The 26540-nt window shown below is 72.7% G+C and carries 21 protein-coding genes; 5 read left to right on the top strand and 16 right to left on the bottom strand.

The features are described from left to right. Window positions 1-40: 40 nt before the first annotated feature. From OG392_RS25735 to OG392_RS25725, 3 genes are all read left to right on the top strand, one after another. A complete protein-coding gene (locus tag OG392_RS25735) occupies window positions 41-1063 on the top strand; it encodes an aldo/keto reductase (protein WP_329283366.1) in 1023 nt (340 codons plus the stop codon). Between the two features lie 111 nt (window positions 1064-1174). Beyond that, window positions 1175-2311 (top strand): PQQ-dependent sugar dehydrogenase, encoded by a 1137-nt coding sequence (locus tag OG392_RS25730; protein WP_329283363.1) that lies wholly within the window; start codon window positions 1175-1177, stop codon window positions 2309-2311. 8 nt (window positions 2312-2319) lie between these two features. Next, window positions 2320-2646, top strand: coding sequence for a DUF6191 domain-containing protein (locus tag OG392_RS25725; RefSeq protein ID WP_329283360.1), 327 nt, complete (start codon window positions 2320-2322; stop codon window positions 2644-2646). Here OG392_RS25725 and OG392_RS25720 read toward each other — a convergent pair. From OG392_RS25720 to OG392_RS25695, 6 genes are all read right to left on the bottom strand, one after another. After that, complete coding sequence (locus OG392_RS25720; RefSeq protein WP_329283358.1) at window positions 2530-5586, bottom strand: helix-turn-helix transcriptional regulator; 3057 nt, start codon at window positions 5584-5586, stop codon at window positions 2530-2532. The genes OG392_RS25725 and OG392_RS25720 overlap by 117 nt on opposite strands. Before the next feature lie 7 nt (window positions 5587-5593). After that, window positions 5594-5791, bottom strand: coding sequence for a hypothetical protein (locus OG392_RS25715; protein WP_329283356.1), 198 nt, complete (start codon window positions 5789-5791; stop codon window positions 5594-5596). Between the two features lie 170 nt (window positions 5792-5961). Next, the gene (locus OG392_RS25710) at window positions 5962-6546 is read right to left on the bottom strand and encodes a hypothetical protein (RefSeq protein WP_329283353.1); all 585 of its coding nucleotides are present in this window, start codon (window positions 6544-6546) and stop codon (window positions 5962-5964) included. A 48-nt stretch (window positions 6547-6594) separates the two neighbouring features. After that, window positions 6595-7155, bottom strand: coding sequence for a GNAT family N-acetyltransferase (locus OG392_RS25705; RefSeq protein WP_329283351.1), 561 nt, complete (start codon window positions 7153-7155; stop codon window positions 6595-6597). Next, window positions 7133-9391 (bottom strand): MMPL family transporter, encoded by a 2259-nt coding sequence (locus OG392_RS25700; protein ID WP_329283349.1) that lies wholly within the window; start codon window positions 9389-9391, stop codon window positions 7133-7135. Before OG392_RS25700 ends, OG392_RS25705 begins: the two co-directional genes overlap by 23 nt. Window positions 9392-9593: 202 nt before the next feature. Continuing rightward, window positions 9594-11693, bottom strand: a complete 2100-nt coding sequence (locus OG392_RS25695; protein ID WP_329283346.1) for a phosphocholine-specific phospholipase C — start codon at window positions 11691-11693, stop codon at window positions 9594-9596. Between the two features lie 239 nt (window positions 11694-11932). On the opposite strand from OG392_RS25695, the gene OG392_RS25690 reads away from it, so the two are divergent. Continuing rightward, entirely contained in the window at window positions 11933-13807 is a 1875-nt protein-coding gene (locus OG392_RS25690) for a protein kinase domain-containing protein (protein WP_329283344.1), read from the top strand. Window positions 13808-13882: 75 nt separating this feature from the next. On the opposite strand, the gene gatB is transcribed toward OG392_RS25690, so the two are convergent. From gatB to OG392_RS25645, 9 genes are all read right to left on the bottom strand, one after another. Beyond that, entirely contained in the window at window positions 13883-15394 is a 1512-nt protein-coding gene (gatB, locus tag OG392_RS25685) for an Asp-tRNA(Asn)/Glu-tRNA(Gln) amidotransferase subunit GatB (RefSeq protein ID WP_329283342.1), read from the bottom strand. Between the two features lie 16 nt (window positions 15395-15410). After that, a complete protein-coding gene (locus OG392_RS25680) occupies window positions 15411-15644 on the bottom strand; it encodes a hypothetical protein (RefSeq protein ID WP_329287449.1) in 234 nt (77 codons plus the stop codon). Window positions 15645-15649: 5 nt separating this feature from the next. Next, entirely contained in the window at window positions 15650-17146 is a 1497-nt protein-coding gene (gene gatA, locus OG392_RS25675) for an Asp-tRNA(Asn)/Glu-tRNA(Gln) amidotransferase subunit GatA (protein WP_329283339.1), read from the bottom strand. A 5-nt stretch (window positions 17147-17151) separates the two neighbouring features. Next, window positions 17152-17448: an Asp-tRNA(Asn)/Glu-tRNA(Gln) amidotransferase subunit GatC gene (gene gatC / locus OG392_RS25670; protein WP_015036350.1), complete on the bottom strand. Its 297-nt coding sequence runs from the start codon at window positions 17446-17448 to the stop codon at window positions 17152-17154. 106 nt (window positions 17449-17554) lie between these two features. Continuing rightward, a complete protein-coding gene (locus tag OG392_RS25665) occupies window positions 17555-19669 on the bottom strand; it encodes a putative bifunctional diguanylate cyclase/phosphodiesterase (protein ID WP_329283336.1) in 2115 nt (704 codons plus the stop codon). Between the two features lie 330 nt (window positions 19670-19999). Beyond that, on the bottom strand, window positions 20000-22180 hold the full coding sequence (gene ligA, locus OG392_RS25660; protein WP_329283333.1) for an NAD-dependent DNA ligase LigA: 2181 nt from the start codon (window positions 22178-22180) through the stop codon (window positions 20000-20002). 32 nt (window positions 22181-22212) lie between these two features. Further along, window positions 22213-23229: a methionine synthase gene (locus tag OG392_RS25655; protein ID WP_329283331.1), complete on the bottom strand. Its 1017-nt coding sequence runs from the start codon at window positions 23227-23229 to the stop codon at window positions 22213-22215. A 2-nt stretch (window positions 23230-23231) separates the two neighbouring features. Next, window positions 23232-23930, bottom strand: coding sequence for an SDR family oxidoreductase (locus OG392_RS25650; RefSeq protein ID WP_329283328.1), 699 nt, complete (start codon window positions 23928-23930; stop codon window positions 23232-23234). 7 nt (window positions 23931-23937) lie between these two features. Beyond that, a complete protein-coding gene (locus OG392_RS25645; protein WP_329283326.1) occupies window positions 23938-24477 on the bottom strand; it encodes a TIGR00730 family Rossman fold protein in 540 nt (179 codons plus the stop codon). Between the two features lie 97 nt (window positions 24478-24574). Between OG392_RS25645 and OG392_RS25640 the strand changes: the two genes are divergently transcribed. Continuing rightward, window positions 24575-25363 (top strand): alpha/beta fold hydrolase, encoded by a 789-nt coding sequence (locus OG392_RS25640; RefSeq protein ID WP_329283324.1) that lies wholly within the window; start codon window positions 24575-24577, stop codon window positions 25361-25363. Between the two features lie 19 nt (window positions 25364-25382). On the opposite strand, the gene mnmA is transcribed toward OG392_RS25640, so the two are convergent. Then, window positions 25383-26528 (bottom strand): tRNA 2-thiouridine(34) synthase MnmA, encoded by a 1146-nt coding sequence (mnmA, locus tag OG392_RS25635; RefSeq protein WP_329283322.1) that lies wholly within the window; start codon window positions 26526-26528, stop codon window positions 25383-25385. Window positions 26529-26540: the final 12 nt, after the last annotated feature.

Raw genomic sequence — 26540 nt, 5'->3', positions numbered from 1 at the left:
TGGTTACTTTGGGGGACGGCACAGGGAGGGGTACCGGCAGGTGGAGCGCAGGACTATCGGGGCGACGGCGCTCGACGTGGGTGCGATCGGCCTGGGGTGCATGCCGATGAACTGGGCGTACAGCCGTTCGGAACAGCGGGGTGACCGCTCGCTGCGGACCGTGCACGCGGCGCTGGACGCCGGGGTGAGCCTGCTCGACACCGCCGACATGTACGGCCCGTTCACCAACGAGCTGCTGGTGGGGCGGGTGTTGAAGGAGCGCCGGGCGGACGCCTTCGTCTCGACGAAGTGCGGACTGCTCGTCGGCGACGGCGGCGAGCGCCGGCACGTGGTCGCCAACGGCAGGCCGGGGTACGTCCGCCGGGCCTGCGACGCCTCGCTGCGGCGCCTCCAGACCGATGTGATCGACCTGTACCAGCTGCACCGGGCGGACCCCGAGGTGCCGGTCGAGGAGACCTGGGGGGCGATGGCCGATCTGGTCTCGGCCGGCAAGGTGCGGGCGCTCGGACTCTGCGCCGTCGGCAGCCGCTCGGCCCGCCGGGGCGCGACCGGGGTCAGTCGTGACGGGTATGAGGGAACGATCCGCCAACTGGACCGGATCCAGCAGGTGTTCCCGGTGGCGGCGGTGGAGGCCGAGCTGTCGGTGTGGTCCCAGGAGGCGCTGGTGCGGCTGCTGCCGTGGTGTGCGGCGCGCGGGGTCGGTTTCCTGGCGGCGATGCCGCTCGGGAACGGCTTCCTGACCGGGACGCTGACCCCGGGCGGCGGCTTCGAGCCGGACGATCCGCGGGCCCGGCACCCCCGGTTCACGGCGGAGATGATGGCGGCGAACCAGCCGCTGGTGGCGGGTCTGCGGCGGGTGGCCGCGCGGCACGGGGCCGAGGTCACCCCGGCGCAGGTGGCGCTCGCCTGGGTGCTGGGCCGGGGACGGCACGTCGTGCCGGTGCCGGGGACGAAGCGGGAGTGCTGGGCCGTGGAGAACGCCCGGGCGGCCGGGCTGCGGCTGACGGGGGCGGACCTGGCGGAGATCGCGGGTCTTCCGGCGGCCCGGGGGTCCTGGGACTGAGGGCCTCGCGGGACCGGGGCACGGGTGTCGCCGCGGTCGGGAACCTGATCGCGTCGAGCGGTGTATCAAGGGTGAAGGGATGCCGCTCGACTCGTCGAAGGGGACCGTGCCATGAGCCGTCCTGCAGTTGTGAAGGCCCTGTGGGGCGCCGCCGTGCTGGTCCTGGTGGCGGGCTGCTCCTCGGGAGGTACGGAGGACCGGCCGGGTACGGCTCCGCCGACGTCGGCCTCGGCCACCGCCCCGGCGAGCCCGTCCGCGTCCGCCGCCGCTCCCGCCGGAGGGCGGGTGGCGGTGACGGGCACGCTCGCCGAGGGGCTGAAGTCGCCCTGGGGACTCGCCGAGATGCCCGACGGGGATCTGCTGGTCTCCTCGCGGGACGAGCGGACGATCACCGAGGTCGACGGACGGACCGGGGCGAGGACCCCGCTCGGCGAGGTGCCGGGGGTGGTGCCGGGCGGTGAGGGCGGGCTGATGGGCCTCGCCGTGCGGGACGGCTGGGTGTACGCGTATCTGACCGCAGCGTCGGACAACCGCATCGTGCGCATGCGGTACGGCGGCGCGGAGGGCGACCGGCTCGGTGTCCCCCAGCCGGTGCTGACCGGCATCCCGAAGGGGACCGTGCACAACGGCGGTCGGATCGCGTTCGGGCCGGACGGGATGCTCTACGCGGGGACGGGCGAGACGGGCCGGACCGGTCTGGCGCAGGACCGGGGGTCGCTCGGCGGGAAGATCCTCCGGATGACGCCGGAGGGCGGGCCGGCGCCCGGCAACCCCTTCCCCAGGTCGGTGGTCTATTCGTACGGGCACCGCAATGTGCAGGGCATCGCCTGGGACGACGAGGGCCGTCTGTGGGCGGCCGAGTTCGGGCAGAACACCTGGGACGAGCTGAACCTGGTGGAGCCCGGGAGGAACTACGGCTGGCCGGAGGCCGAGGGGCGGGCCGGGAAGGCCGGATTCACGGACCCGGTGGCCCAGTGGCCGACCTCGGAGGCCTCCCCGAGTGGGATCGCGTACGCGCGGGGCGCGATCTGGATGGCCGGGCTCAGAGGCGAGCGGCTGTGGCGGGTCCCGCTCTCCGGGGCGGAACGCTCGGGGGCCCCCGAAGCGTTCCTCTCCGAGGAGTACGGACGCCTGCGCACGGTCCTCGCGGGGGGCGGCGGGCGGCTCTGGCTGGTGACCAGCGAAACCGACGGCCGGGGTTCCCCCGGGCCCGGGGACGACAGGATTCTCCGGCTGGAGGTGAGCTGAAGGAGCTGGTGACCGTGTTCGACCCCTTGGCGGAGCTGTTCGCACCCGGCCGCAGGCACACCGAGGAGGAGCTGCGTCGGCAGGCGCTGACTCGGGAGGATCCGGGGGACGCCGATCCGTCGCGGGGTCCGATAGACCTCACCTCGGGGCGGGTGACGATACGGGCCCCCCGCCGCACGACGGCGGGGGACGGGGCGGGCGGCGGCGGGACCGGAGGGTCAGAGGGCCGTGCCGAGGAGGTGGAGGCGGTGGGCCAGGGCGGCGGCCTCGCCCCGGCCGGCGACGCCGAGCTTGGCGAGGATGTTGGAGACGTGGACGCTGGCCGTCTTGGGTGAGATGAAGAGTTCCTCGGCGATCTGACGGTTGGTGCGGCCGGCCGCGACGAGGCGCAGGACGTCCTGCTCGCGGGGGGTGAGGCCGAAGGTGTCGTCCCCCGGCTCCGCGGGTGCCGGGACCCTCCTCTCCTCGGTCAGGGAGAGGCGGGCGCGGGCGGCGAGGAGCTCCACGTCCTCGCGGAGCGGGCGGGCGCCGAGCCGGACCGCGGTGGCGTGGGCCTCCCGGAGCAGGGCCGTGGCCTCCTCCCGGCGGCCGCCCTCGACGAGCAGGGCGTCGGCGAGGCGGTGGCGGGCGCGGGCCAGCTGGTGCGGGCGTTCGAGCGGCTCGAAGGCGGCGACGACCTCGGCCCAGCGGGCGGCGGTCTCTCGGCCCTCGGCGCGGGCGATCTCCTCGGAGACCTGCCGGGAGTAGGCCTCCCAGACCGGGGCCGGGGTGGCGAGGCCGCGGACGCTGCGGCGGACGGCGGCGAGCGCCTCGGCGCGGCCCTCGTCGGCGGCGGGCAGTCCCCGGCTGTCGGCCTCGGCGGTGGCGGCGGTGAGGACGAGGGGCCAGCCGTAGCGGTGGGTGCCGGGCGGGAAGCCCGACGCCTCGGCGGCGGCCAGCTGGGTCCGGACGTCCCCGACACGTCCTTCGGCGGCGGCCACGGAGATCTCGACCTGGGCCATGGGCAGGACGTACTGGGGGATCGAGTCGCGGCTGCCGTAGGCGGCGCGGGCGTCGGCGAGGTGACCGCGCGCCGCGTCGAGTTGGCCGCGGGCGACCGCGAGCTGGGCGAGTCGGAGGGAGGCCGAGCCGCGGGGCTTGCTGCTGGTGGCCGAGCGGAGCAGCCGTGCGGCGATCTCTCCGATCTCGTCCCAGCTGCCGAGGGAGAAGAGGGACTCGGCGCGGTTGGCCTCGACCCAGCCGACGCTTTCGACCAGTCCGTAGGAGCGGGCGACGCGGATGCCGGTGTCGGCGAGTTCGACGGCCTCCGCCGAGCGGCCGAGGGACTCCAGGGCGGAGGAGATGTTGATGTGGGCGCGGGCGGTCTCGGTGAACTGGCCGAGGGCCTGGGTGCGTTCCCGTACCGCGTGCATCTCGTCGAGACCGGCCTCGACGTCGCCCGCCGCGGTCATGAGGGTGCCGAGGGTGAGCCGGGCGTTGAGTTCGATCGACTCGGCCTTGACCAGCCGGGCGTACTCGACGGCGCGTTCGGCGGCCGCGAGGGCGTCGGGTCCGGGGTTGCGGAGCATGCCCCAGCCGGCGGCGCCGACGAGGACGACCGCGTGGACGGCGGACGGCGGGAGGCCCTTGACGAGTTCCTGGGCGCGGGCGATCTCCTCCCAGCCGTCGCCCCGGCCGAGGTTGGACTGGAGGCGGGCCCGCTCGGTCCAGAACCAGGCGGCGCGCAGGGGGTCGCCGGACTCCGCGTCGTCGAGGAGGCGCAGCGCCGTCTTCCCGATCTTCAGGGCGCGTTCGCGGTCGCCGCTGAGCCGGGCAGCGACCGCTGCCTCGGCGAGCAGGTCGAGGTAGCCGAGGGCGGCGGTCTCGGGGTCGCAGCCGCAGGCCGGGTAGGCCTCGGCGTAGTCCATGGGCCGCAGCGACCCGCGCAGCTCGGCGGGAACCTCGTCCCAGAGTTCCATGGCCCGTTCGAGGAGACGCAGTTGCTCGGCGTAGGCGTGGCGTTTGCGGGTGGCGACGGAGGCGCCGAGGACGGCGGGCAGGGCCTTGGAGGGGTCGTGCGCGTGGTACCAGTAGGTGGCCAGCCGGTTGGCGCGCTCGTCGGCGCGGACGAGCCCGGGCTCGGCCTCCAGTGCTTCGGCGTAGCGCCGGTTGAGGCGGGAGCGTTCGCCGGGCAGCAGGTCGTCGCTGACGGCCTCGCGGACCAGGGAGTGGCGGAAGCGGTAGCCGTCGCCGTCGGGGACGGCGAGCAGGATGTTGGCGCCGACGGCGGCCCGCAGCGCCTCGATCAGTTCGTCCTCGGTGAGCCGGGCCACGGCGGCGATCAGTCCGTACTCGACGGTGGAGCCGCCCTCGGCGACGATCCTGGCGATCCGCTGGGCGTCCTCGGGGAGCGTCTCGACCCGGACGAGCAGGAGGTCGCGCAGGGAGTCGCTGAGTTGTCCCGCGGCGCAGCCTGCCTCGTGGGAGACGACGAGTTCCTCGACGAAGAAGGCGTTGCCGTCGGAGCGTTCGAAGACCTCCTCGACGAGGCCGGGGTCGGGTTCGGCGGCGAGGATGCCGGTGAGCTGGCGGTGCACCTCGGTGCGGGTGAAGCGGGCGAGTTCGATGCGGCGGATGGTGCGGAGCCGGTCGAGTTCGGCGAGGAGGGGGCGCAGGGGGTGGCGGCGGTGGATGTCGTCGGCGCGGTAGCTGGCGACGACCACGATGCGGCCGCGGCGCAGGGTGCGGAGGAGGTAGGTGAGGAGGTGCCGGGTGGAGGCGTCGGCCCAGTGCAGGTCCTCCAGCACGAGCACGACGGTCCGGTCGGCGGCGAGCCGTTCCAGGAGCCGTACGGTCAGTTCGAAGAGACGGGCGGTGGAGTCCTCGTCCGAGGGCTCGTGGCTGCCGGGGTCGCCCAGTTCGGGGAGCAGCCGGGCGAGTTCCGCCTGCTGGCCTTCGGCCGCGGCGGCGAGTTCCTCGGGGAGGCGCCGGCGGAGCGAGCGCAGGGCGGTGGCGAAGGGGGCGAAGGGCAGGCCGTCGGCGCCGAGCTCGACGCAGCCGCCGAGCGCGACGACGGCGCCCTGGGCGCAGGCCGTGTCGAGGAACTCCTCGATGAGCCGGGTCTTGCCGACCCCCGCCTCGCCCCCGATGAGCAGGGCCTGGGGCTCCCCCGCGGTCGCGCGGGAGAGCGCCTCGGTGAGGGCGGTGAGTTCGCCGGCGCGGCCGACGAACACGGGACTGACTGACCTGGTCTCCACGGCGCCGAGCATCGCACAGCCGTCCATGCCATCGCTCATACGGGGTTCACGCGGCCCTGACGAAGCGACCGCGCCCGCCGCCGCTCACCCGCCCCTCCGCGTCCTGGTCGCCGCTCCGGCGGCCGGGACGGCGCAGGCCCCGGGCGGAGCCGGCCGTCTCGGCGGCCTCGTGGGACAGTCGCTGGGCGGCGGCCTCACGGACGAGCTGGGCGTGGTTCATGCGGTGGAGTTCGTACTCGAACATGGGGTGCTCCCTGGTTCCTGCCGGTTTCGGTATCGCTCCTTGCGATGCCTCTACTGTCGTTTCCCAGGGGGTGCGGCCACATCGGGCGTGTGCCGCATGTTCGGGGTACCGGGGGCCTTAGGCGGGTCCCGGGAGGACTTAGGCCTCGCCGTGAACCGCCCTAGGGCATGTCAGGACCCGGCGGTGGGCAGGCTCAGGAACAGGTCGAAGTAGGTACCGACCGACAGGAGCAGTCCCAGGCCGCCGAGGACGGCGCCCGCGACGGCGACCGAACGGACCCAGGCGGGACGGCCCGGGAGGACGAGCACGAGGACGGCGACGAGCAGGGCGATCAGCGCGAAGACGCCGTTGACCAGGGCGGTGCTGTGCCAGGCGTCGCCGTAGATCTCGGAGATCTGCTGGGCGGGGGTGCCGGACCCGGAGGTCTTGATCTGGCCGAGGAGGGTCTCGCGCTCGGAGACGACCTTGCCGGTCCAGGTACCGGTGAGCGCGACGGCGCCGAGAGCGGCGGAGACCACGGCCGCGGCGGCGCCGCCGATGCCGGCGGAGACGGGGGCGGCCGCCGCCTCGGCGAACAGCTCGTCGTCCTCGTCGCCGTCCACGTCGTCGTTCCCGGCCTCGGTCGGGTCCGCGTCGATCAGCGCATCGGCCGGCTCGGCCTCCCGCTTGTCGAGCGCGACCGCGGGCGTCTCCTCGGCGGTCGTGGCGGCGTCCGCGCTCTCGCCGGTCTTCTCTGTCGTCGTCTTCGTGTCCATGCGCGGCACGCTAGGCGTCCCGGATGAGAACCGTATGAGGAAAGCGGGTCACGAGGCCTTCGCCGCGCGCCACTCCGGGGCGAGGACGGCCCAGACCTCGGTGTCGGCGCGGACGCCGCGGTGCGGGTAGTTCTCCCGCAGCACGCCCTCGCGGGTCATGCCCAGGCGGCGGGCGACGGCGATGCTCGGCCCGTTCTTCGCGGAGGCGTGCCATTCGACGCGGTGGATGCCGCGCTCCTCGATCGCCCAGTCGATGATGACCCGGCAGGCGCGGGTGATCAGGCCCTTCCCGGCGGCGGAGGGCTCCAGCCAGCAGCCCGCCTCGGCGGTGCCGTACGCGGCGTCGAAGGTCCGGAAGAGGACGCCGCCGACGAGCGTGCCTCCGGCGGTCCAGATGCCGTAGATGCGTCCGGTGTCGTGCGCGGCCTTCTCGGCGTACGAGACGAGGAAGGAGCGGGCGGAGTCGATGTCCGCGACGACGTCGGGGAGGACGATGTGCTCGCCGACGAACTCGCGTCCGCGGTCCATGTGGGCGAGGAACTCCTCGGCCTTCGAGGGCTCCAGGGGCCGCAGCTCGGCGCCGTCGTCACCCAGCGATATCGCGAACATGGTCGTTCCTCTCCTCCGCGGCGGAAGCCGCGGTCGCGGTCACAGCGGTCACACGCTGAGCGGGTATTTTCCCACGCGTGTCGGCGGCCTCGCGGGACTCCGGCGTTTCGATGCTGATCCGGGGCAGGATCCGGTCGAGCCACTTCGGCAGCCACCAGTTCGCCCCGCCGAGCATGTGCATGAGGGCGGGGACGAGGAGGGTCCGCAGGACGAAGGCGTCGAGGGCGACGGCCGCCGCGAGCGCGATGCCGAACATCGCGATGACCCGGTCGCCGGAGAGGACGAAGGCGAGGAAGACCGCGATCATGATCACGGCGGCGGAGTTGATGACGCGGCTGGTCTCGGCGAGGCCGACCCGGACCGCCCGCCGGTTGTCGCCGGTCTCCAGCCACTCCTCGTACATCCGGCTCACCAGGAAGACCTGGTAGTCCATGGAGAGTCCGAAGAGGACCGAGACCATGATCACCGGGAGGAAGGGTTCGATCGGCCCGGCGCTGCCGAGGCCGAGGAGCTCGCTGCCCCAGCCCCACTGGAAGATCGCCACGACGACGCCGAAGGCACCGGCGACGGCGGCGACGTTCATGACGGCGGCCTTGAGGGGGATGCCGAGGGAGCGGAAGGCGACCAGGAGCAGCAGACAGCCGAGCGCGATGACGACACCGACGAAGAGCGGGAGCTTGCCGATGATGATCTCGGCGAAGTCGTCGTACGAGGCGGTCACGCCGCCCACGTGCACCTCGAGCGAGGTGCCGCTCCCGGCCTCCGGGAGGACGTCCGCGCGGAGCCGGTCGACGAGCTCGCTGGTGGCCTTGGACTGGGGCGACGAGTCGGGGACGACGGTGAGGACGGCGGTGTCGCCGGAGCTGTTGTACGTGACCGGGGAGACGGACGCGACGCCCTTGGTTGCGGTCAGGGCGGCCGGCAGCCGATCGAGGGCGACCCGGTCGTCGGCGCCGTCGAGCCCGGCGACCAGGGTGAGGGGGCCGTTCACGCCGGGGCCGAAGCCGTCGGCGATCAGGTCGTACGCCTGCCGTGTGGTCGCGGTGGCCGGGCCGTTGCCCTGGTCGGAGGTTCCCAGGTGGAGCGAGAGGGTGGGCAGCGCGAGGACGCCCATGACGACGGCGGCGACGATCCCGAGGAGCTTGGGGTGGCGTTCGACGAAGGCGGACCAGCGGGCGGCGAAGCCGGTGGGCAGCTCGGGCTGCGGTCCGTGCTCGGCGAGCGTCCGGCGTTCGCGCCGGGACAGGGCCCGCATGCCGATGAGGGAGAGCAGCGCCGGGAGGAGGGTGACGGAGGCCGCCACCGTGAGGACGACGGTGAGGGAGGCGGCGATGGCGACGCCGTTGAGGAAGCTGAGCCGCAGGATCAGCATGCCGAGCAGGGCGATGCAGACGGTGGCTCCGGCGAAGACGACGGCGCGGCCGGTGGTGGCGACGGCGGTCTCGGCGGCCTCGGCGACGGAGAGCCCGCGTTTCAGGCCTCTGCGGTGCCGGGTGACGATGAAGAGGGCGTAGTCGATGCCCACGCCGAGGCCGACGAGCATGCCGAGCATGGGGGCGAAGTCGGCGACGGTCATCAGATGGCCGAGGAGCACGATCCCGGAGTAGGCGATGCCGACGCTGACGAGCGCGGTCGCGATGGGGAGCGCGGAGGCGGCGAGGGAGCCGAAGGCGAGGAAGAGGACGACGGCCGCGACGGCGACGCCGACGACTTCGGCGATGTGTCCGCCGGGGGCTTCGGTGAGGGCGACGGCGCTGCCACCGAGCTCGACCGAGAGGCTGTCGTTCCCGGCGGCCTTCGCGGTGTCGACGAGCGCCCGGGCCTGCGCCTCGGGGATGTCGTCGGCCTGCTCGTGGAAGGTGACGGTGGCGTAGGCGGTGTGCCCGTCCTCGCTGACCTGGCCCCGGGTGTCGCCGTACGGGGAGGTCACGGTGGCGATGCCGGGGAGTCCTGCGACCTCGTCGAGCATTGCGGTCATGCGGCGCTCGACGGCGTCGGCGCGGACGCTGCCCTTGTCGGTGTGCCAGACGATGGTGTCGCTGTCACCGCCGAGGCCGTGGAACCCGCGCTCCAGGAGGGCGGTGGCGCGGCCGGACTCGGTGCCGGGGACCTCGTAGTCGTTGGAGTACGCGCTGCCGGCGACGACGGCCGCCGTGCCGACCCCGCAGAGGGCGACGAGCCACAGCAGGACGGCGACGAGGCGGTGCTTGATGCACCACCGTGCGATGGCTGCCAAAGGACGTGCTCCCTGGGTGGTTCGAGGATCTTCAGCGGGAACAGCCCGAAAAAGAACGCTTGACCTACGTGGGCCCACTCTGGCAGCCAAACGTGATCGTTTGTCCGTTTCGTGTCGATGCTCACAGGCATGCCCGGAGGGTCGGGGCGGAGGTCCGGGACCTCGGTCCCGACCTCCGGGCACAACGGCTCACCGTGGGTGTTCAGCCGGAGACGCTGGCGCGGCCGTTCTCGATGTGCCCCATGAGCCGGCGGCGGAAGCCACCGGGCGCGGTCACCTCGACGTCGTACCAGCCGTGCGCGTCGGCGGCCGAGTGCACGACGGTACGGGTCTTCCCGGGCTTCACGGTGACGGTACGGGTCCAGCCCCCGGAGGCGGCCGAGTCCTCGCGGTCGACGTACCCGAGCGGCCGCACGGTGAAGGAGACCGGCGACCGGCCCGTGTTCCGTACGGTGAGATGCAGGTCACGGTCATGATGGTCGATACGGGAGGCGAGTTCGGCGCCGCCCGCCGCGGGTCCCTCGAACTCGCGGCGGAAGCCGTTGGGGCCGGTGATCGTGAAGCGGTAGCGATCACCCGGAACGGGGACGGTCCACTCCCCCGTCCCCCTGACGTCCTGGTGCTGCGGGACCGCGAACTCGCCCGCGTACGGGTAGAGCGCGAAGTGCGCGCTCGCCTTCCCCCCGTTGCTGAGCGCGACCCGGACGGAGCCGGCCCCGGAGGCCGCCGAGGCGTCCGGCTGGTACGGCAGCGGGCGGGCGCGGCGGACTCCCGGCTCCTGGACGGGCATCCGCTGCACGGCAGGGGGCTGCGGACGCCAGCGCCCGCTGAACGGCGGGACCGGGCCCGGCTGGTCGACCTCGGGCTGCCGGCGGCCCCGCTGGAAGTCGAAGGCGGAGGTGAGGTCGCCGGTGACGGCCCGGCGCCAGGGGGTGATGTTGGGCTCCCGGATGCCGGTGAGCCTCTCCAGGAAGCGGATGACCGAGGTGTGGTCGAAGGTCTCGGAGCAGACGTAGCCGCCGACCGACCAGGGGGAGACGACGAGCAGGGGGACGCGGATGCCGAGGCCGGTGGGCTGGCCCTTCCAGCGCTCGTCCGTGTTCTCGCCCGGCGGGACCGGCGGCGGCACGTGGTCGAAGAAGCCGTCGTTCTCGTCGTAGTTGATCAGGACGACGGTGTGGCGCCAGACGTCCGGGTGCGCGCCGAGGGCGTCGAGCACCTTGTAGACGAGGGTCGCGGAGGCGATCGGCGAGGAGGAGCCGGGGTGCTCCGAGTCGATCGCGGACGGCACGAGGTAGGAGACCTCGGGGAGGGTGCCGGCGGCGACGTCGGCGCGGAAGGCCTCGGCGAGGGTGCCGCTCTCGACGCGGCGCAGTCCGCGCTCGAAGAGGGAGCGCTCGGCCTCGCCGAGGCTCGCCACGCCCTCCTCCAGGAGACCGAGGAGGCGGGCGCGCTCGGTGGCGTCGTCGGTGTCGCGGACGGCGGCGTAGAAGGACTCCATGAAGGTGTGCCCGCCGGTGCCGGCGAGCGCCTTGCGGGCGATCTTCTTGAAGCTGGTGAAGAACTCGATGTTGTTGTCGGTGAAGTTCTCCCACTCGGTGTACGTCTTCCAGCTGCGCCCGGCGGCTTCGAGCCGCTCGGCGTAGGTGGGCCAGCCGTAGCCGGGGTGGGTGCCCTCGGCGTACGCGGCGTTGGTGACGGCGCGGCTGCCGTCCGCCTCGAAGCCGGTCCAGCCGGACCAGAGGTGGTTGCGGTTGGGGCTCGTCGAGGTGTGGATGGACGAGTGGTAGGCGTCGCAGATGGTGAAGGTGTCGGCGAGCTCGTAGTGCAGGGGGATGTCCTGCCGGTCGTAGTACGCCATGGTCGCGGCGGTCTTGGCCGTGACCCAGCCGTCCATCCAGCCGTCGTGCCAGGCCTTGCCGCCGCCGCCCCAGGAGTGGTCGAGGTCCCCGATGTACTGGAGGTCCTTCCGCTGCGTCTCGGCGGCGCCGCGGATCGGGAAGGGCAGCACGGTCCGGCCGAGCGCGGCGGGCTGCTCGAACACGGGCCTGCCGGAGGGCAGCTCGACGGCGTTGCGGTCGGAGAAGCCGCGGACGCCGCGGAGGGTGCCGAAGTAGTGATCGAAGGAACGGTTCTCCTGCATCAGGATCACCACGTGCCGCACCGCCGACAGCCCGCCGGCCGGCGGCTCCGCGGCCATCGCGGCCTGCAACGACGGCGGCAGCAACGAGCCGGCCGCGGCGACGCCGAGGGCGCCTCCGCCCAGTGCGAGGAGCCTTCTGCGGGACATCTCGGATGACAAGACCGACCTCCAGTCGACGACCAATGGTTCGCCGTCGAGCCATTGGGTGGTACGCCCGGGACGGTAGTGAGACGGGATGACGGAAAGAAGACCCGACGGGGGCGCGGTGGTGAACGTCCAAGAGGACGTCACGGGAGTCCAAGCGGCCTCCCCGACCGCTCCCGCCCCCTCCGCGTTGACCGCGAGCCCATCGGAACGGCAAGCTGACTCTCTGTCAACCACTGTGCTCTGGGGGAAATTTGAGCAGCACGGCACACCACATCGGACCCGACTCCACACCCGACAGGTACCGACTGCTGCGGTCCATCGGGCGGGGCGGCGAAGCCGTCCTCTATCTCGCGGAGATCGAGCTGGCCGGCGGGACCGAACCCGTCGTCGTGAAGGTCCTCGACTCGAAGACCACTCTCACGCCCGAGGTCTTCGAGCGGATCAGCCAGAAGTGGAACGAACAGGCGGAACTGCTCCGCTTCGTCCACCGGCCCGGTGTCGTCGGCGTACGGGAGCACTTCCAGGGGCCGCCGATCCACCGGCCCGGTGAATCCGGCACGATCACCGGCCGGGCCCTGGCCCTCGTCATGAACCATGTCGACGGCCTCGACCTGCGCGACTGGCGGGCCGAACGGACCCTCGCCACGGCCGCCGAGCGGCGCGAGGTGATGCGGACCCTCGAACAGCTCGCGGACGTCCTCGACTGGCTGCACTCCGGCAAGGCCACACCGTCCGGGCGGATCGTCGTCCACGGCGACCTGTCCCCCGGCAACGTCATGGTCGACGAGCACGGGCAGGCGACCCTCGTCGACTTCGGCCTCAGCAAGCTGACCGCCGACCACCAGACGGCCGAGGTGTGGTTCACCCCCGGCTACGCGGCCCCCGAGGTCTTCGAGGGCAAGCGCACCCCGGGCACCGACCGCTATGCCTTCGGTGCCATCGCGTACTTCCTCCTCAGCGGACAGTCCCCGCCGACCGCCCCCGAACAGCTGGTGACCTCACTCGGCGCGCTGCCGCAGGTCGCGGGACTGCCGGCCGAGCAGCGCGACCGGGTGCTGAGCATCGCCGCGGCCGACCCGGGCCGACGGCCGCTGTCCCTGTCGGCCTGGGTGAAGGACGTACGGCACGGGGTGGTGTCGACGACGACCTCCCGCCCGGCGACGGTCGCGGACGCGGTCCCGGCCGCGCCGCCCCGGAAGCCGTCCGCGCCGCCCCTGCCGGTGACACCCCCACCGCCCACGGCCACGCCGGTCGTGGCGCCGCCCCCCGCGGCCGCGCCGGACGCGACCTCGCAGCCGGTCGCCCCGCAGCCCGTGGCGGCCGCGCAGCCCCCCGTATCCCGGCCCGTCGCGCCGCAGCCCTCCACCGAGCCGCCCACCGTCGCCACGCCGGGCTTCGGTCCGCCGACGCCGCCCCCGGTCTCCCTGGCGGCGGAGACGGGCCCGCCCCGGGCACCCGAGCCGCGCCGCCGCCGCAAGGGCCCGATCATCGGGGCCGCCGCCGCGGTCCTGGTGGTCGCCGTCCTGGCGGTGATCGGCGTCCAGCTGCTCGGCGACAAGGACGACAAGGGCACCGAGGGCAAGGCCGGTACCCCGTCCGCGACCAGCGCCTCCCCCACGCCCGACCCCACCACCGAGGAGCCCACGGACGAGCCGACCACCGAGCAGCCGGCCGATCCGGCGTCCACGGGCCCGGAGGAGTCGGCGAGTCCGACGGACGACCCCGGGACCGTGCCGGACTCCCCCCTCGCCGATCTGACCACGCTCGCCTCCGTCAGCGAGCCCGACCGCTTCTCCGTCGGCACCGCGAAGATCGACACCAAGGAGTACGGGGCCGCCCTGATCGGCGACTGCTACAACGGGGCCTACGTCGAGTACGACCTCAACCGCGAATGGTCCTGGTTCGACTTCACGGCCGGGATCGACGACGGGTCGAACATCGAGACCGCCCGGATCATCGTCTCCGTGGACGACCAGCCGGCCCTCTTCAACGAGACCGTCGACCTGGGCAAGCCGATCACCAAGACGCTGAAGGTCGAAGGGGCGCTGCGGCTGCGCCTCAAGGTCGAGGAGACCTGCACCGACTCGGGCAGCGGCGTCATCGCCGCCCCGACCCTGCGCCGCTGACCCCGCACGCACACGAAGCGGCCCCGTACCGGAACTCCGGTGCGGGGCCGCTCGTGTACGCGTACGAGAAGGGGATCAGCCCTCGCTGACGCCCAGCTTCTCCAGGATCAGGTCCTTCACGCGCGCCGCGTCCGCCTGGCCGCGGGTGGCCTTCATGACCGCGCCGACCAGGGCGCCGACCGCGGCGACCTTGCCGCCGCGGATCTTGTCGGCGATGGCCGCGTTGCCCGCGATGGCCTCGTCGACCGCCGTGCCGAGCGCGCCGTCGTCGGAGACGACCTTCAGGCCTCGCTTCTCGACGACCTCGTCCGGGGTGCCCTCGCCGGCGAGAACGCCCTCGATGACCTGACGGGCGAGCTTGTCGTTGAGGTCACCGGCGGCGACCAGGGCGGAGACCCGGGCCACGTCCGCCGGGGTGATCGCAAGCTCCTCCAGGGACACACCCTGCTCGTTGGAGCTGCGGGCGAGCTCGCCCATCCACCACTTGCGGGCCGAGGCCGCGTCCGCGCCCGCCTCGATCGTGGCGACGATCGCGTCGACCGCGCCGGCGTTGAGGATGGACTGCATGTCCAGCTCGGACACGCCCCACTCCTCGCGCAGCCGGTTGCGGCGCACCCGGGGCAGCTCGGGCAGCGTGCCCCGCAGCTCCTCCACCCAGGCACGGGCCGGGGCGACGGGGACGAGGTCGGGCTCCGGGAAGTACCGGTAGTCCTCGGCGTTGTCCTTGATGCGGCCGGAGGTGGTGGAGCCGTCGTCCTCGTGGAAGTGACGGGTCTCCTGCACGATCGTGCCGCCGGAGGACAGCACCGCGGCGTGGCGCTGGATCTCGAAGCGGGCCGCACGCTCCACCGAACGGAGCGAGTTGACGTTCTTCGTCTCCGAGCGGGTGCCGAACTTCGCGGTGCCGTGCGGACGCAGCGACAGGTTCACGTCGCAGCGCATCTGGCCCTTGTCCATGCGCGCCTCGGACACGTCGAGCGCGCGGATCAGCTCGCGCAGCTCGGCGACGTACGCCTTGGCGACCTCGGGGGCCCGCTCGCCCGCGCCCTCGATCGGCTTGGTGACGATCTCGATGAGCGGGATGCCGGCCCGGTTGTAGTCGAGCAGCGAGTGGGACGCGCCGTGGATACGACCGGTGGCGCCGCCGACGTGCAGCGACTTGCCGGTGTCCTCCTCCATATGGGCGCGCTCGATCTCCACGCGGAAGATCTCGCCGTCCTCCAGCTGGACGTCCAGGTAGCCGTTGAAGGCGATCGGCTCGTCGTACTGGGAGGTCTGGAAGTTCTTCGGCATGTCCGGATAGAAGTAGTTCTTCCGGGCGAAGCGGCACCACTCGGCGATCTCGCAGTTCAGCGCGAGGCCGATCTTGATGGCGGACTCGACGCCGATCGCGTTGACGACGGGCAGCGAGCCCGGCAGACCGAGGCAGGTCGGGCAGGTCTGCGAGTTCGGCTCGGCGCCCAGCTCGGTCGAGCAGCCGCAGAACATCTTCGTCTTCGTGCCGAGCTCGACATGGACCTCCAGGCCCATGACGGGGTCGTACTCGGCGAGCGCCGCTTCGTACGACAGCAGTTCAGTGACAGTCACGGTGAGACTTTCCCTCTCAGCCCAGCAGGACGTCGTCGTCGCCCAGGCGCTTGAGCTCCCGGTAGAGGATCGCCAGGCCGGTAACGATGGCGGCGGCGGACACGGCGGAGTCGATCAGCCGCAGCACGTCGTTGTCGTTGCGGGCCAGCTTGGCCTGCTTCGCGACGCTGATGGCGCCGAACGCGGTGGTCGCCAGCGAGACGTAGACGCCGGTCTTCGACTTCTTGAAGTTCTTGGCCTTCTTTGCCATGGCACTCACAGCGACGGAGCCTCCTCGAGCAGCGGGTGCCCCCACTTTTCCACGAAGGCGGCCTCGACGGCGGCGCCGACCTTGTACAGCCGGTCGTCCTTCATGGCGGGAGCGATGATCTGCAGGCCGACCGGCAGACCGTCCTCGGGCGCCAGGCCGCAGGGCAGCGACATGGCGGCGTTGCCGGCCAGGTTGGTCGGGATGGTGCACAGGTCCGCGAGGTACATCGCCATCGGGTCGTCGGCACGCTCGCCGATCGGGAAGGCGGTGGTGGGGGTCGTCGGGGAGACGATCACGTCCACCTCCTCGAAGGCCTTCTCGAACTCGCGGGTGATCAGGGTCCGGACCTTCTGGGCCGAGCCGTAGTACGCGTCGTAGTAGCCGGAGCTCAGCGCGTACGTACCGAGGATGATGCGGCGCTTGACCTCGTCGCCGAAGCCGGCCTCACGGGTGAGGGCGGTGACGTCCTCGGCGGACCGCGTGCCGTCGTCGCCGACCCGGAGGCCGTAGCGCATGGCGTCGAAGCGGGCCAGGTTGGAGGAGCACTCCGAAGGCGCGATCAGGTAGTACGCCGAGAGGGCGAGGTCGAAGGTCGGGCAGTCCAGCTCGACGATCTCGGCGCCCAGCGACCTGAGCAGCTCGACGGACTCGTCGAAGCGCTGCACGACACCGGCCTGGTAGCCCTCGCCGCGGAACTGCTTGACGACACCGACGCGCATGCCGGCGACCGAGCCGTTGCGCGCGGCCTCGACGACCGGCGGGACCGGGGCGTCGATGGAGGTCGAGTCGAGCGGGTCGTGCCCGGCGATCGCCTCGTGCAGGAGGGCCGCGTCCAGGACCGTACGGGCGCAGGGGCCGCCCTGGTCGAGGGAGGACGAGAAGGCCACCATGCCGTAGCGGGAGACGCCGCCGTAGGTCGGCTTGACGCCGACGGTGCCGGTGACGGCGGCGGGCTGGCGGATCGAGCCGCCGGTGTCCGTGCCGATGGCGAGGGGCGCCTCGTACGCGGCGAGGGCGGCGGACGAGCCACCGCCGGAGCCGCCGGGGATCCTGGTCAGGTCCCAGGGGTTGCCGGTCGGACCGTAGGCGCTGTTCTCGGTGGAGGACCCCATGGCGAACTCGTCCATGTTGGTCTTGCCGAGGATGACGACGTCGGCGGCCTTGAGGTTCTTGACCAGCGTCGCGTCGTACGGCGGGATCCAGCCCTCGAGCATCTTCGAGCCCACGGTCGTCGGCATGCCGGCGGTGGTGAAGATGTCCTTGAGGGCGAGCGGCACACCGGCGAGCGGGCCGAGCTTCTCGCCGCGGGCGCGCTTCTCGTCGACGGCACGGGCCTGGGCGAGCGCGCCCTCACGGTCGACGTGCAGGAAGGCGTGGACCTTCTCGTCGACGGCCTCGATGCGGGCGAGGTGCGCCTCGGTGACCTCGACGGCGGTCAGTTCGCCGGCGGCGATCTTCCCGGCGATCTCGGCCGCGGTGAGCTTGATGATGATGTCCGTCATGACTGTTAGTCCTCCCCCAGGATCTGCGGCACCTTGAAACGCTGCTGCTCCTGGGCCGGGGCGCCGGAGAGCGCCTGCTCGGGGGTGAGCGACGGACGGACCTCGTCCGCGCGCATGACATTGGTCAGCGGCAGCGGGTGGGAGGTCGGCGGTACGTCTTGGTCGGCGACCTCGGAGACGCGGGCGACCGCGCCGATGATGTCGTCGAGCTGGCCGGCGAAGTGATCGAGTTCTTCGCCCTTCAGCTCCAGACGCGCCAGCCGTGCGAGGTGGGCGACCTCCTCGCGCGTGATGCCAGGCATGCGGATCCTCACGGGGTGAGCTTGATGGTGTGGGGCCATCCTATGGGGCCGGTGCCGCTGCCCGTGAAACGGTTTGCCCGGGGTCGTCTCCCGGGGTGCGCACGGCCTACTGAACGACCTGGCCGGAGGGGTGGTCCACGTCGAGTGCGGCGGCGATGTCGGCGGGTCGGCGCCAGCCGTGCTCGCCGCGGGCGAGCAGCCAGGCCGTGGCCTCGCCGGGTGGCATCGCGGCGGCGACGAGCCAGCCCTGGACGGCGTCGCAGCCCAGGTCACGCAGGCGCTCCCAGGTCTCGTCGTCCTCGACTCCCTCGGCGACGACGAGGAGGCCGAGGGAGTGGGCGAGGTCGACGGTGCAGCGGACGATCTCGGCGTCCTCGGTGTCGACGGCGAGCCGGGCGACGAAGGAACGGTCGATCTTGAGTTCGCTGACGGGGAGCCGGCGCAGGTGGACGAGGGAGGAGTAGCCGGTGCCGAAGTCGTCGAGGGACATCTTGACGCCGTGGCCGGTGAGGCCGTTGAGGGTGTCGGCGGCGCGCTGGGGGTCCTCCAGGAGGACGTGTTCCGTTATCTCCAGCTGGAGCGCGCCGGCCGGTACGCCGTGGCGGGCGAGCCGGGCGGCGACGGCGCCGGCGAAGCCGGGGGTGTGCACGTCGCGGGGCGAGACGTTGACGGCGACCGGGACGTTGAGGCCCTGGGCGCGCCAGCGGGCGACCTGGGCGAGGGCGGTCTCCAGGACGTACTCGGTGAGGTGCGGCATCAGGCCGGAGGACTCGGCGATGGCGATGAACTCGTCCGGCGGGACCTTGCCGCGCTCGGGGTGGACCCAGCGGACGAGGGCTTCGAGTCCGGCGACCTGGCCGTCGAACTGGACCTTGGGCTGGTAGTGGAGTTCGACCTCGCCGGCGTCGAGGGCGCGGCGGAGGTCGCCGAGGAGGCCGAGCCGGTCGGGGGTGTTGGAGTCGCGCTTGGACTCGTAGACCTCGACGCCCGTGCGGTCGCGCTTGGCCTGGTACATGGCGACGTCGGCGCGGCGCAGCAGGCCTTCGGCGTCGAGGGCGTGGTCGGGGAAGACGGCGACGCCCGCGCTGGCCTCCAGGACGAGGGTGAGGCCGTCGAGGTCGAGCGGGGAGGAGAGTTCGGCGACGAGGTGGCGGGCGACCCGCTGGGCGCTGGTGGTGGAGTCGGCGGTGGGCAGCAGGACGGCGAACTCGTCGCCGCCGAGCCTCGCGGCCTCGGCGCCGCGGGGCAGGGCGAGGCGGAGCCGGTCGGCGATCTGGAGGAGCAGCCGGTCGCCCGCGAGGTGCCCGAGGGTGTCGTTGACCGATCGGAAGCGGTCGAGGTCGATCAGGACGAGGGCGGCGCGGGCTCCTTCGCCTTCGGCCTCCTCCAGGGCGGTCCAGGCCCGTTCGAGCAGCCACTGGCGGTTGGGGAGTCCGGTCAGCGGGTCGCGCAGCTGTTCCTCGGCGCGGGCCCGGGCGATCCACAGGGTGGAGTCGAGGGCGATGAGGGGGACGGCGAAGAGCGGCAGCAGGACGGGCCGGGTGGCGGCGACGACGCAGATCAGCGGGGCGATGCCGAGCAGGGCGACGGCGACGAGGCCCTGTCTCAGGAGCGCGGTGCGGGCGACGGTGGGCAGGCCGCGGCTCTGCGGGGCGAGCGTGTACCACAGGAGGAGCCGGGTCACCACGAGGTAGGTGGCGGCGGCGAGGACGACTTCCGGGAGGTCCCCGATCGTCCAGTCGAGGGGCTGCCAGGGGTGGTCGACCGTGGGGACGTCGTCGAAGAGGGCGAGGACGAGGGCGGCGGCGCCGACCCCGAGGACGTCGGCGGCGCCGTGCAGCAGGCCCTGTCGCCAGCGGTGCCTGCGGGCGGCGCCGACCAGGGTGACGACGGTCATCGAGACGAGTCCGGCCGGCACCCAGCCGTAGAGCAGCAGGACGGCGAGGGTGAGGGCGGCGCCCGAACCGGTGCCGCCCCACCAGCGGTCGCGGCCGAGGGCGACCAGATGGCCGACGATGAGGCCGGTGAGGACCGCGAGGGACCAGCCGGTGACCCCGCCGGGGAAGAGGCCGCTGCCCGCGCTCAGGCCCTGCTGGAGCCCGACGACGAGGACGACGGCGGCGATGCCCACCACGGCTGCGGGCAGCCGGGAGGTGAAACCCAGGGACACCACACGGCCGTGCGGCCGTGGGACCGGGGCGGCGCTCTCGGTCGGTTCCATTCCCGTCCCTCTCACAGGCGGCGGTGCCGTCGGTGTGCGATGGGCCGCGGTCAGGCGGCCGCCCGTCGTCCGGCCGTCCGTCGTGCGTCGGACGACCGCGGGCTGTGCCGGTCGTACGTCGTGCCACGGGGCCGTCGTCCTGACGCCACGACCGGCAGGGCCCTCGCGCGATCGTGCAGGACTGGGCGCACGGTCACCACATTAGGCCGCCGAGGGCGTCGACGGGCAGCGCTCTCCCTGTCTTGCCCGAATGCGACCTGGCCACCCGTAACGATCTGGTATGCGCCGAACGGGTGACCGTCGCACGGTCGTCGGACGGGGTGCGGGTGACTACTCCGCGACGGGCACCGCGGCCTCCCGAGCGGCGTCGGGCCCTTGTTCGAGCAGGATCGAGAAGCCGTCCTCGTCGAGAACCGGAACCTTCAGCTGCATCGCCTTGTCGTACTTCGAACCAGGGTTTTCACCGACGACCACGAAGGCGGTCTTCTTCGAAACGGAACCGGTCACCTTCGCTCCGAGGCTCTGGAGGGACTCTTTTGCGCCATCCCTGGTGAACTTCTCCAGCGTGCCGGTCACCACGACCGTGAGGCCCTCCAGCGGACGCGGTCCGACATCCTCCCCGGCGCCCTCGTCCTCCAGAGTGACCCCGGCCGCGCGCCACTTGCGCACGATCTCGCGGTGCCACTCCTCGGAGAACCACTGCTTCACGGCGGTCGCGATGATCCCGCCGACCCCGTCGACGGCGGCCAGCTCCTCCTCGCTCGCCTGCTCGATCCGCTCCAGGGAGCGGAACTCACGGGCCAGCGCCTCGGCCGCGACCGGCCCCACGTGCCGGATGGAGAGCCCGTTGATGAAGCGGGCCAGCGGGCGCGTCTTCGCCGCCGCGATGTTCTCCAGCATCGCCAGGGCGTTCTTCTTCGGCTCGCCCTTCTGGTTGGCGAAGACCGTGACGATCTTCTCCTCGCCGGTCTTCGGGTCCCGCCGGGGCAGCCCGCTGTCCGGGTCGAGGACGTACGCCTTGATCGGCAGCAGCCGCTCGATGGTGAGGTCGAAGAGGTCGCCCTCGTCGAGCAGCGGCGACTCGGCCGGCTCCAGCGGACGGGTGAGCGCCGCCGCGGCCACCGCGCCGAAGTTCTCGATGTCCAGGCACTGACGCCCCGCGAGGAAGAAGAGGCGCTCGCGCAGCTGGGCCGGGCAGGTCCGGGCGTTCGGGCAGCGGAGGTCGATGTCGCCCTCCTTCATCGCCTTCAGCGGCGTCCCGCACTCGGGGCACTCGGCGGGCATCACGAACTCCCGCTCGCTGCCGTCCCGCAGGTCGGCGACGGGCCCGAGGATCTCCGGGATGACGTCACCGGCCTTGCGCAGCACGACGGTGTCGCCGATCAGCACGCCCTTGGCCTTCACCACCTCCTGGTTGTGGAGGGTGGCGAACTCGACCTCGGAGCCGGCCACGGTCACCGGCTCCACCTGCGCGTACGGCGTGACGCGGCCGGTCCTGCCGACGCCGACCTTGATGTCGATCAGCTTGGTGTTGACCTCTTCCGGGGCGTACTTCCAGGCGATGGCCCAGCGCGGGGCGCGCGCGGTGGAGCCGAGCCGGCCCTGGAGGGGGATCTCGTCGAGCTTGACGACGACGCCGTCGATCTCGTGCTCCACGGAGTGACGGTTCTCCCCGAAGTACGCGATGAACTCCCGCACCTCGGCGAGCGAGGCGACCACCTTGTGGTGCCGGGCGGTGGGCAGGCCCCACTCGCGCAGCAGCTCGTACGCGTGGGAGAGGCAGTCGATGTCGAAGCCCTCGCGGGCGCCGATGCCGTGGACGACCATGTGGAGCGGGCGGGAGGCCGTGACCTTGGGGTCCTTCTGGCGGAGCGAGCCCGCCGCCGCGTTCCTCGGGTTGGCGAAGGGCTTGTCGCCGGCCTCCACCAGGCGGGCGTTGAGCCCCTCGAAGGCCTCCATCGGGAAGTAGACCTCGCCGCGGATCTCCACGAGGTCCGGGATCCGGTCCCCGTGCAGGCGCTCCGGGATGTCGGCGATCGTCCGCACGTTGGGCGTGATGTCCTCGCCGGTGCGGCCGTCGCCGCGAGTGGCGGCCCGGGTCAGCCGCCCGCGCTCGTACGTCAGGTTGACCGCGAGGCCGTCGACCTTGAGCTCGCACAGGTAGTGGAAGTCGGGGGTACCGACGTCCCGCCCGACCCGATCGGCCCAGGTGGCCAACTCCTCGTCGTCGAAGGCGTTGTCGAGGGAGAGCATCCGCTCGCGGTGCTCGACGGAGGTGAACTCGGTCTCGTACTGCCCCGCGACCTTCTGCGTCGGCGAGTCCGGCGTCCGCAGCTCCGGGTACTCCTCCTCCAGCACCTCCAGGGCGCGCAGGAGCTTGTCGAAGTCGCCGTCGCTGATGACCGGCTGGTCCTTCACGTAGTACCGGAAGCGGTGCTCCTCGACCCGCTCGGCCAGATCGGCGTGCTTCTCCCGTGCCTCGGCGGGCAGGGCCCCCTGTTCGACTGCCACCTTCGTCCGTCCTCCCGTGCCTCGAAACCCGGTCACTCTGGGTTGTCCGCGAGCGATCTCGCCGCCCGGGCGCAGTGAGCGAGGGCCGCGCGGGCGTAGGCGGGCGAAGCGCCCGCGAGCCCGCACGTGGGAGTGACGACCACGGACTCGGCGAGAGTCCCCGGATTCAGCCCCAGCCTGCGCCACAGCGTCCTGACACCCATGACGCTACCGCCCGGGTCGGACAATGGGCCGTCGGTGGACGCCACCACACCGGCGAAGAGCTTCGTGCCGGCCTCCACTGCCTCGCCGATCGTGTCCTCGTCACGCTCGGTGAGCAGGGAGAAGTCGAACGAGACCCCCGAGGCGCCGGCCCGTCGCAGGAGCGCGAAGGGGACGTCGGGAGCGCAGGAGTGGACGACCGCCGGGCCTTCGTGGACGGCGATCACCTCGCGCAGGGCGCTCTCCACGACCTGCCGGTCGACGGCCCGGTAGGTGCGGTAGCCGCTGGCGGTGCGGACGTGGCCGCGCAGGACGGCGGTGAGCGAGGGCTCGTCGAGCTGGAGGACGATCCGGGCGCCGGGGATCCTCTTGCGCAGGCCGGCGAGGTGCTCGTGGAGGCCCTCCGCGAGCGAGCCGACGAGGTCGCGGCAGGCGCCGGCGTCGCCGAGGGCGGCCTCGCCGCCGCGCAGCTCCAGGGCGGCGGCGAGCGTCCAGGGGCCCACGGCCTGCACCTTGAGCGGTCCCTCGTACCCCTGGGTGAACTCCTCCAGGGCGTCGAGGTCCTCGCCCATCCAGGACCGGGCGCGCTTGGTGTCGCGGCCGGGCCGGTCGCTGATCCGCCAGCCGCTCGGCTCCACGTGCGCGTAGAGGTCGACGAGCATCCCGATGGTCCGGCCGATCATGTCGGCGCCTGGGCCGCGGGCGGGCAGCTCCGCGAGGAACGGGAAGTTTTCGAAGGACCCGGTGACGGTCCTCGCGGTCTCCCGGGCGTCGCCGCCGGGCATGGAGCCGACGCCGGTGGCGGGCCCCCAGAGCACACGGTCGTCCTCGGCCTGCGTCTCGCTCATGTCTAGCGTCCCGGACGAACGGTGAGGTCGTTGATCTCCGCGTCGCGCGGGAGGTCGACGGCGGTGAGGATCGCCGTGGCGACCGACTCGGGGTCGATCCACCTCGACGGGTCGTACTCCTTGCCCTCCTGGGAGTGGACCTTGGCCTGCATGGGGCTCGCGGTGCGGCCCGGGTAGACCGAGGTCACCCGCACGCCGTTGGCGTGCTCCTCGTGGCGCAGGGAGTCGGCGAGGGCCTTGAGGCCGTGCTTGGAGGCGGCGTACGCGCCCCACTCGGCGTGTGCGGCGAGGCCGGCGCCCGAGTTCACGAAGACGACGTGGCCCTGGGAGACCCGCAGCTGGGGCAGGAGGTGCCGGGTCAGCTCGGCCGGGGCGACGAGGTTGACGTTGAGCTGGTGGTGCCAGGTCTTGGGGGTGAGGTCCCCGATCGGACCGAGGTCGACGACGCCCGCGATGTGCAGCAGGCTGTCCACCTGCTCCGGCATGGTCTGGTGCGAGAACGCCCAGGAGAGCCGGTCCGGGTCGGCGAGGTCGCCGACGAGGGTCCGGGCGCCGGGGAACCGCGCGGCGAGCTCCTTGGCCCGCCCCGCGTCGCGCGCGTGGAGCACGAGGTCGTCCCCGCGCGCGTGGAGGCGGCGCGCGACGGCGGCGCCGATGCCGGAACCGGCTCCGGTGATCACATGTGTAGCCATGGTCACCATGCTCGCATCAGCGGGCGGCGATGTTCTCCTCCAGGTGGGTGAGGGCCGTGGGGGCGTCGTCGGCGAAGAGGACGACGTCGGCGAGAGGGATCGGCAGGAAGCCCTCCTCCTCCATCCGGCGGAACTGGGTCTTCAGTCCGTCGTAGAAACCCTCCGTGTTGAGCAGGACGACCGGCTTGGAGTGCTTGCCGTGCTTCTTCAGCTCCAGGATCTCGGTGGCCTCGTCGAGGGTGCCGGTGCCGCCGACCATGACCACGACGGCGTCGGACTTGGCGAGGAGGAGGGCCTTGCGCTCGGCCAGGTCCCTGGCGACGACCATCTCGTCGGCGTTCGGACGGGCCTTGTGGGCGAGGAAGTCGACGGAGACGCCCACGAGCCGGCCGCCGGCCTCCTGGACTCCGTCGGCGACGACCTTCATCAGACCGGTGTCGGAACCGCCCCAGACCAGGGTGTGGCCGGCCTTGCCGAGAAGCCGCGCGAAGTCGCGGGCGGGGGTCGTGTAGCGCTCGTCGAGGTCCGCGGCGGAGAGGAAGACACAGATGTTCATGGCCCCACCGTAGGCCCTGACCAGCGACGTCGATCTTTTTACGAGAAATCCCGCTGGGGGGCGATGAGTTCCGGTGACGGGTCCGGTCTCCCCTGCCATGGACGAGGTGAGCACCACGCTGAGCAGGGTCCGGGGACGGGTCGCGTCGGGGGACGGGACGCCGATCGCGTACGAGCGGTACGGGGAGGGGCCGCCGCTCGTCCTGGTGAGCGGCGCGCTGGGGACGGCCGCGGGCGAGCGGGCGCTGGGCGGGTTACTGGCCCGGCGCTTCTCGGTCGTCGCGTACGACCGGCGGGGCCGCGGCGGCAGCGGCGACACGGGGCCGTACGCGGTGGAGCGGGAGATCGAGGACCTGGCCGCGGTGGCCGGGGAGGCGGGTCCGGGTGCGGCGCTGCACGGGACGGGCACGGGGGGCGCGCTGGCGCTCGCCGCGGTGGCCGCCGGGGTGCCTGCCGGGGCGGTGTCGGTGTACGAGCCGCCGTACTCGGCCGAGGCAGCCGAGCTGCGGCGGCGGGTGGCCGTGCCGCTCGGCGAGGGGCGGTGGGCCGAGGCGCTCGACCTGTTCCTGGCGGAGCCGACGGCGCACGCGGGGCTGCGGCCCGGGACGGCGGAGGAGGCCCGCACCCTCGCGTACGACTTCGCCGTCCTCGGGGACGGCACGGTGCCGGAGGGGCTTCTGGCCCGGGTGCACGCGCGCGTACTCGTGGTCGACGGGGGCGCGAGCCCGGTGAGCACCCGGCAGGCGGCCCGCACGCTGACGGAGGCGCTCCCCCGGGGGCGGCACCGCACGCTGACGGGCCAGACGTACCAGGTGGCACCGCACGTCCTGGCCCCGGTCCTGGAGGAGTTCCTGACGGAGGAGCGGGAGCCCGCGGAGGCGGCCTAGGTGTTCTGTCCCGGGGACCCTAGGCCCTCGCCGGTGCCGTCGCGCGGCGGGAGGTCGTGGCGATCGTGGCCGAGCCGACCACGCGCGTGCCGTCGTACAGGACGATCGCCTGGCCCGGGGCCACGCCGCGGACCGGCTCGTCGAAGGCGACGGTGAGTTCGCCGTCCGTCAGGGACGCCGTCACCTCGGTCTCGCCGCCGTGGGCGCGGAGCTGGGCCGTGTAGCGGCCCTCGCCCTCCGGCGCGGTGCCGCACCAGCGGGGCTTGATCGCGGTCAGGGCGGTGACGTCCAGCGCCTCGACGGGGCCCACCGTGACCGTGTTGTTCACCGGCGAGATGTCCAGGACGTAGCGCGGCTTGCCGTCGGCGGCCGGGTGGCCGATCCGCAGGCCCTTGCGCTGGCCGATGGTGAAGCCGTACGCGCCCTCGTGGCTGCCGACCTTCGTACCGGCCTCGTCGACGATGTCGCCCTCCGCCTTGCCCAGGCGGGAGGCGAGGAAGCCCTGGGTGTCGCCGTCGGCGATGAAGCAGATGTCGTGGCTGTCGGGCTTCTTCGCGACCGCGAGCCCGCGCCGCTCGGCCTCCGCCCGGATCTCGTCCTTGGTGGTGAGCGTGTCGCCCAGCGGGAACATCGCGTGCGCGAGCTGCTTCTCGTCGAGCACGCCGAGCACGTACGACTGGTCCTTCGCCATGTCGGAGGCGCGGTGCAGCTCACGGGTGCCGTCCTCGTTCAGGACGACCGTCGCGTAGTGACCGGTGCAGACCGCGTCGAAGCCGAGGGCGAGCGCCTTGTCGAGCAGCGCGGCGAACTTGATCTTCTCGTTGCAGCGCAGGCACGGGTTGGGCGTGCGGCCGGCCTCGTACTCCGCGACGAAGTCGTCCACGACGTCCTCGCGGAAGCGCTCGGCGAGGTCCCACACGTAGAACGGGATGCCGATGACGTCGGCCGCCCGGCGGGCGTCGCGGGAGTCCTCGATCGTGCAGCAGCCGCGCGCTCCGGTACGGAAGGACTGCGGGTTCGCGGAGAGGGCGAGGTGCACACCGGTGACGTCGTGACCGGCCTCGGCGGCACGGGCGGCAGCGACGGCGGAGTCCACTCCGCCGGACATGGCGGCAAGGACCCGGAGGGGACGGCTCTGGGGGCGCGGGGGCGGAGTCTGAGTCATAGCCCTACCAGG

It is taken from the genome of Streptomyces sp. NBC_00691 (assembly GCF_036226665.1).
Classification (GTDB): Bacteria; Actinomycetota; Actinomycetes; order Streptomycetales; family Streptomycetaceae; genus Streptomyces.
Note: the sequence above shows the minus strand (reverse complement) of the source record. Positions and strands in the feature narration are given on the sequence as shown.

Bases quoted from the DNA above. Each gene is read 5' to 3' on its own strand.
- OG392_RS25730 (WP_329283363.1), top strand. From the start codon at position 1,175: ATGAGCCGTCCTGCAGTTGTGAAGGCCCTGTGGGGCGCCGCCGTGCTG.
- OG392_RS25720 (WP_329283358.1), bottom strand. From the start codon at position 5,586: ATGAGCGATGGCATGGACGGCTGTGCGATGCTCGGCGCCGTGGAGACC.
- OG392_RS25715 (WP_329283356.1), bottom strand. From the start codon at position 5,791: ATGTTCGAGTACGAACTCCACCGCATGAACCACGCCCAGCTCGTCCGT.
- OG392_RS25710 (WP_329283353.1), bottom strand. From the start codon at position 6,546: ATGGACACGAAGACGACGACAGAGAAGACCGGCGAGAGCGCGGACGCC.
- OG392_RS25705 (WP_329283351.1), bottom strand. From the start codon at position 7,155: ATGTTCGCGATATCGCTGGGTGACGACGGCGCCGAGCTGCGGCCCCTG.
- OG392_RS25680 (WP_329287449.1), bottom strand. From the start codon at position 15,644: ATGGCAAAGAAGGCCAAGAACTTCAAGAAGTCGAAGACCGGCGTCTAC.
- gatA (WP_329283339.1), bottom strand. From the start codon at position 17,146: ATGACGGACATCATCATCAAGCTCACCGCGGCCGAGATCGCCGGGAAG.
- gatC (WP_015036350.1), bottom strand. From the start codon at position 17,448: ATGCCTGGCATCACGCGCGAGGAGGTCGCCCACCTCGCACGGCTGGCG.
- OG392_RS25665 (WP_329283336.1), bottom strand. From the start codon at position 19,669: ATGGAACCGACCGAGAGCGCCGCCCCGGTCCCACGGCCGCACGGCCGT.
- OG392_RS25655 (WP_329283331.1), bottom strand. From the start codon at position 23,229: ATGAGCGAGACGCAGGCCGAGGACGACCGTGTGCTCTGGGGGCCCGCC.
- OG392_RS25650 (WP_329283328.1), bottom strand. From the start codon at position 23,930: ATGGTGACCATGGCTACACATGTGATCACCGGAGCCGGTTCCGGCATC.
- OG392_RS25645 (WP_329283326.1), bottom strand. From the start codon at position 24,477: ATGAACATCTGTGTCTTCCTCTCCGCCGCGGACCTCGACGAGCGCTAC.
- OG392_RS25640 (WP_329283324.1), top strand. From the start codon at position 24,575: ATGGACGAGGTGAGCACCACGCTGAGCAGGGTCCGGGGACGGGTCGCG.
- mnmA (WP_329283322.1), bottom strand. From the start codon at position 26,528: ATGACTCAGACTCCGCCCCCGCGCCCCCAGAGCCGTCCCCTCCGGGTC.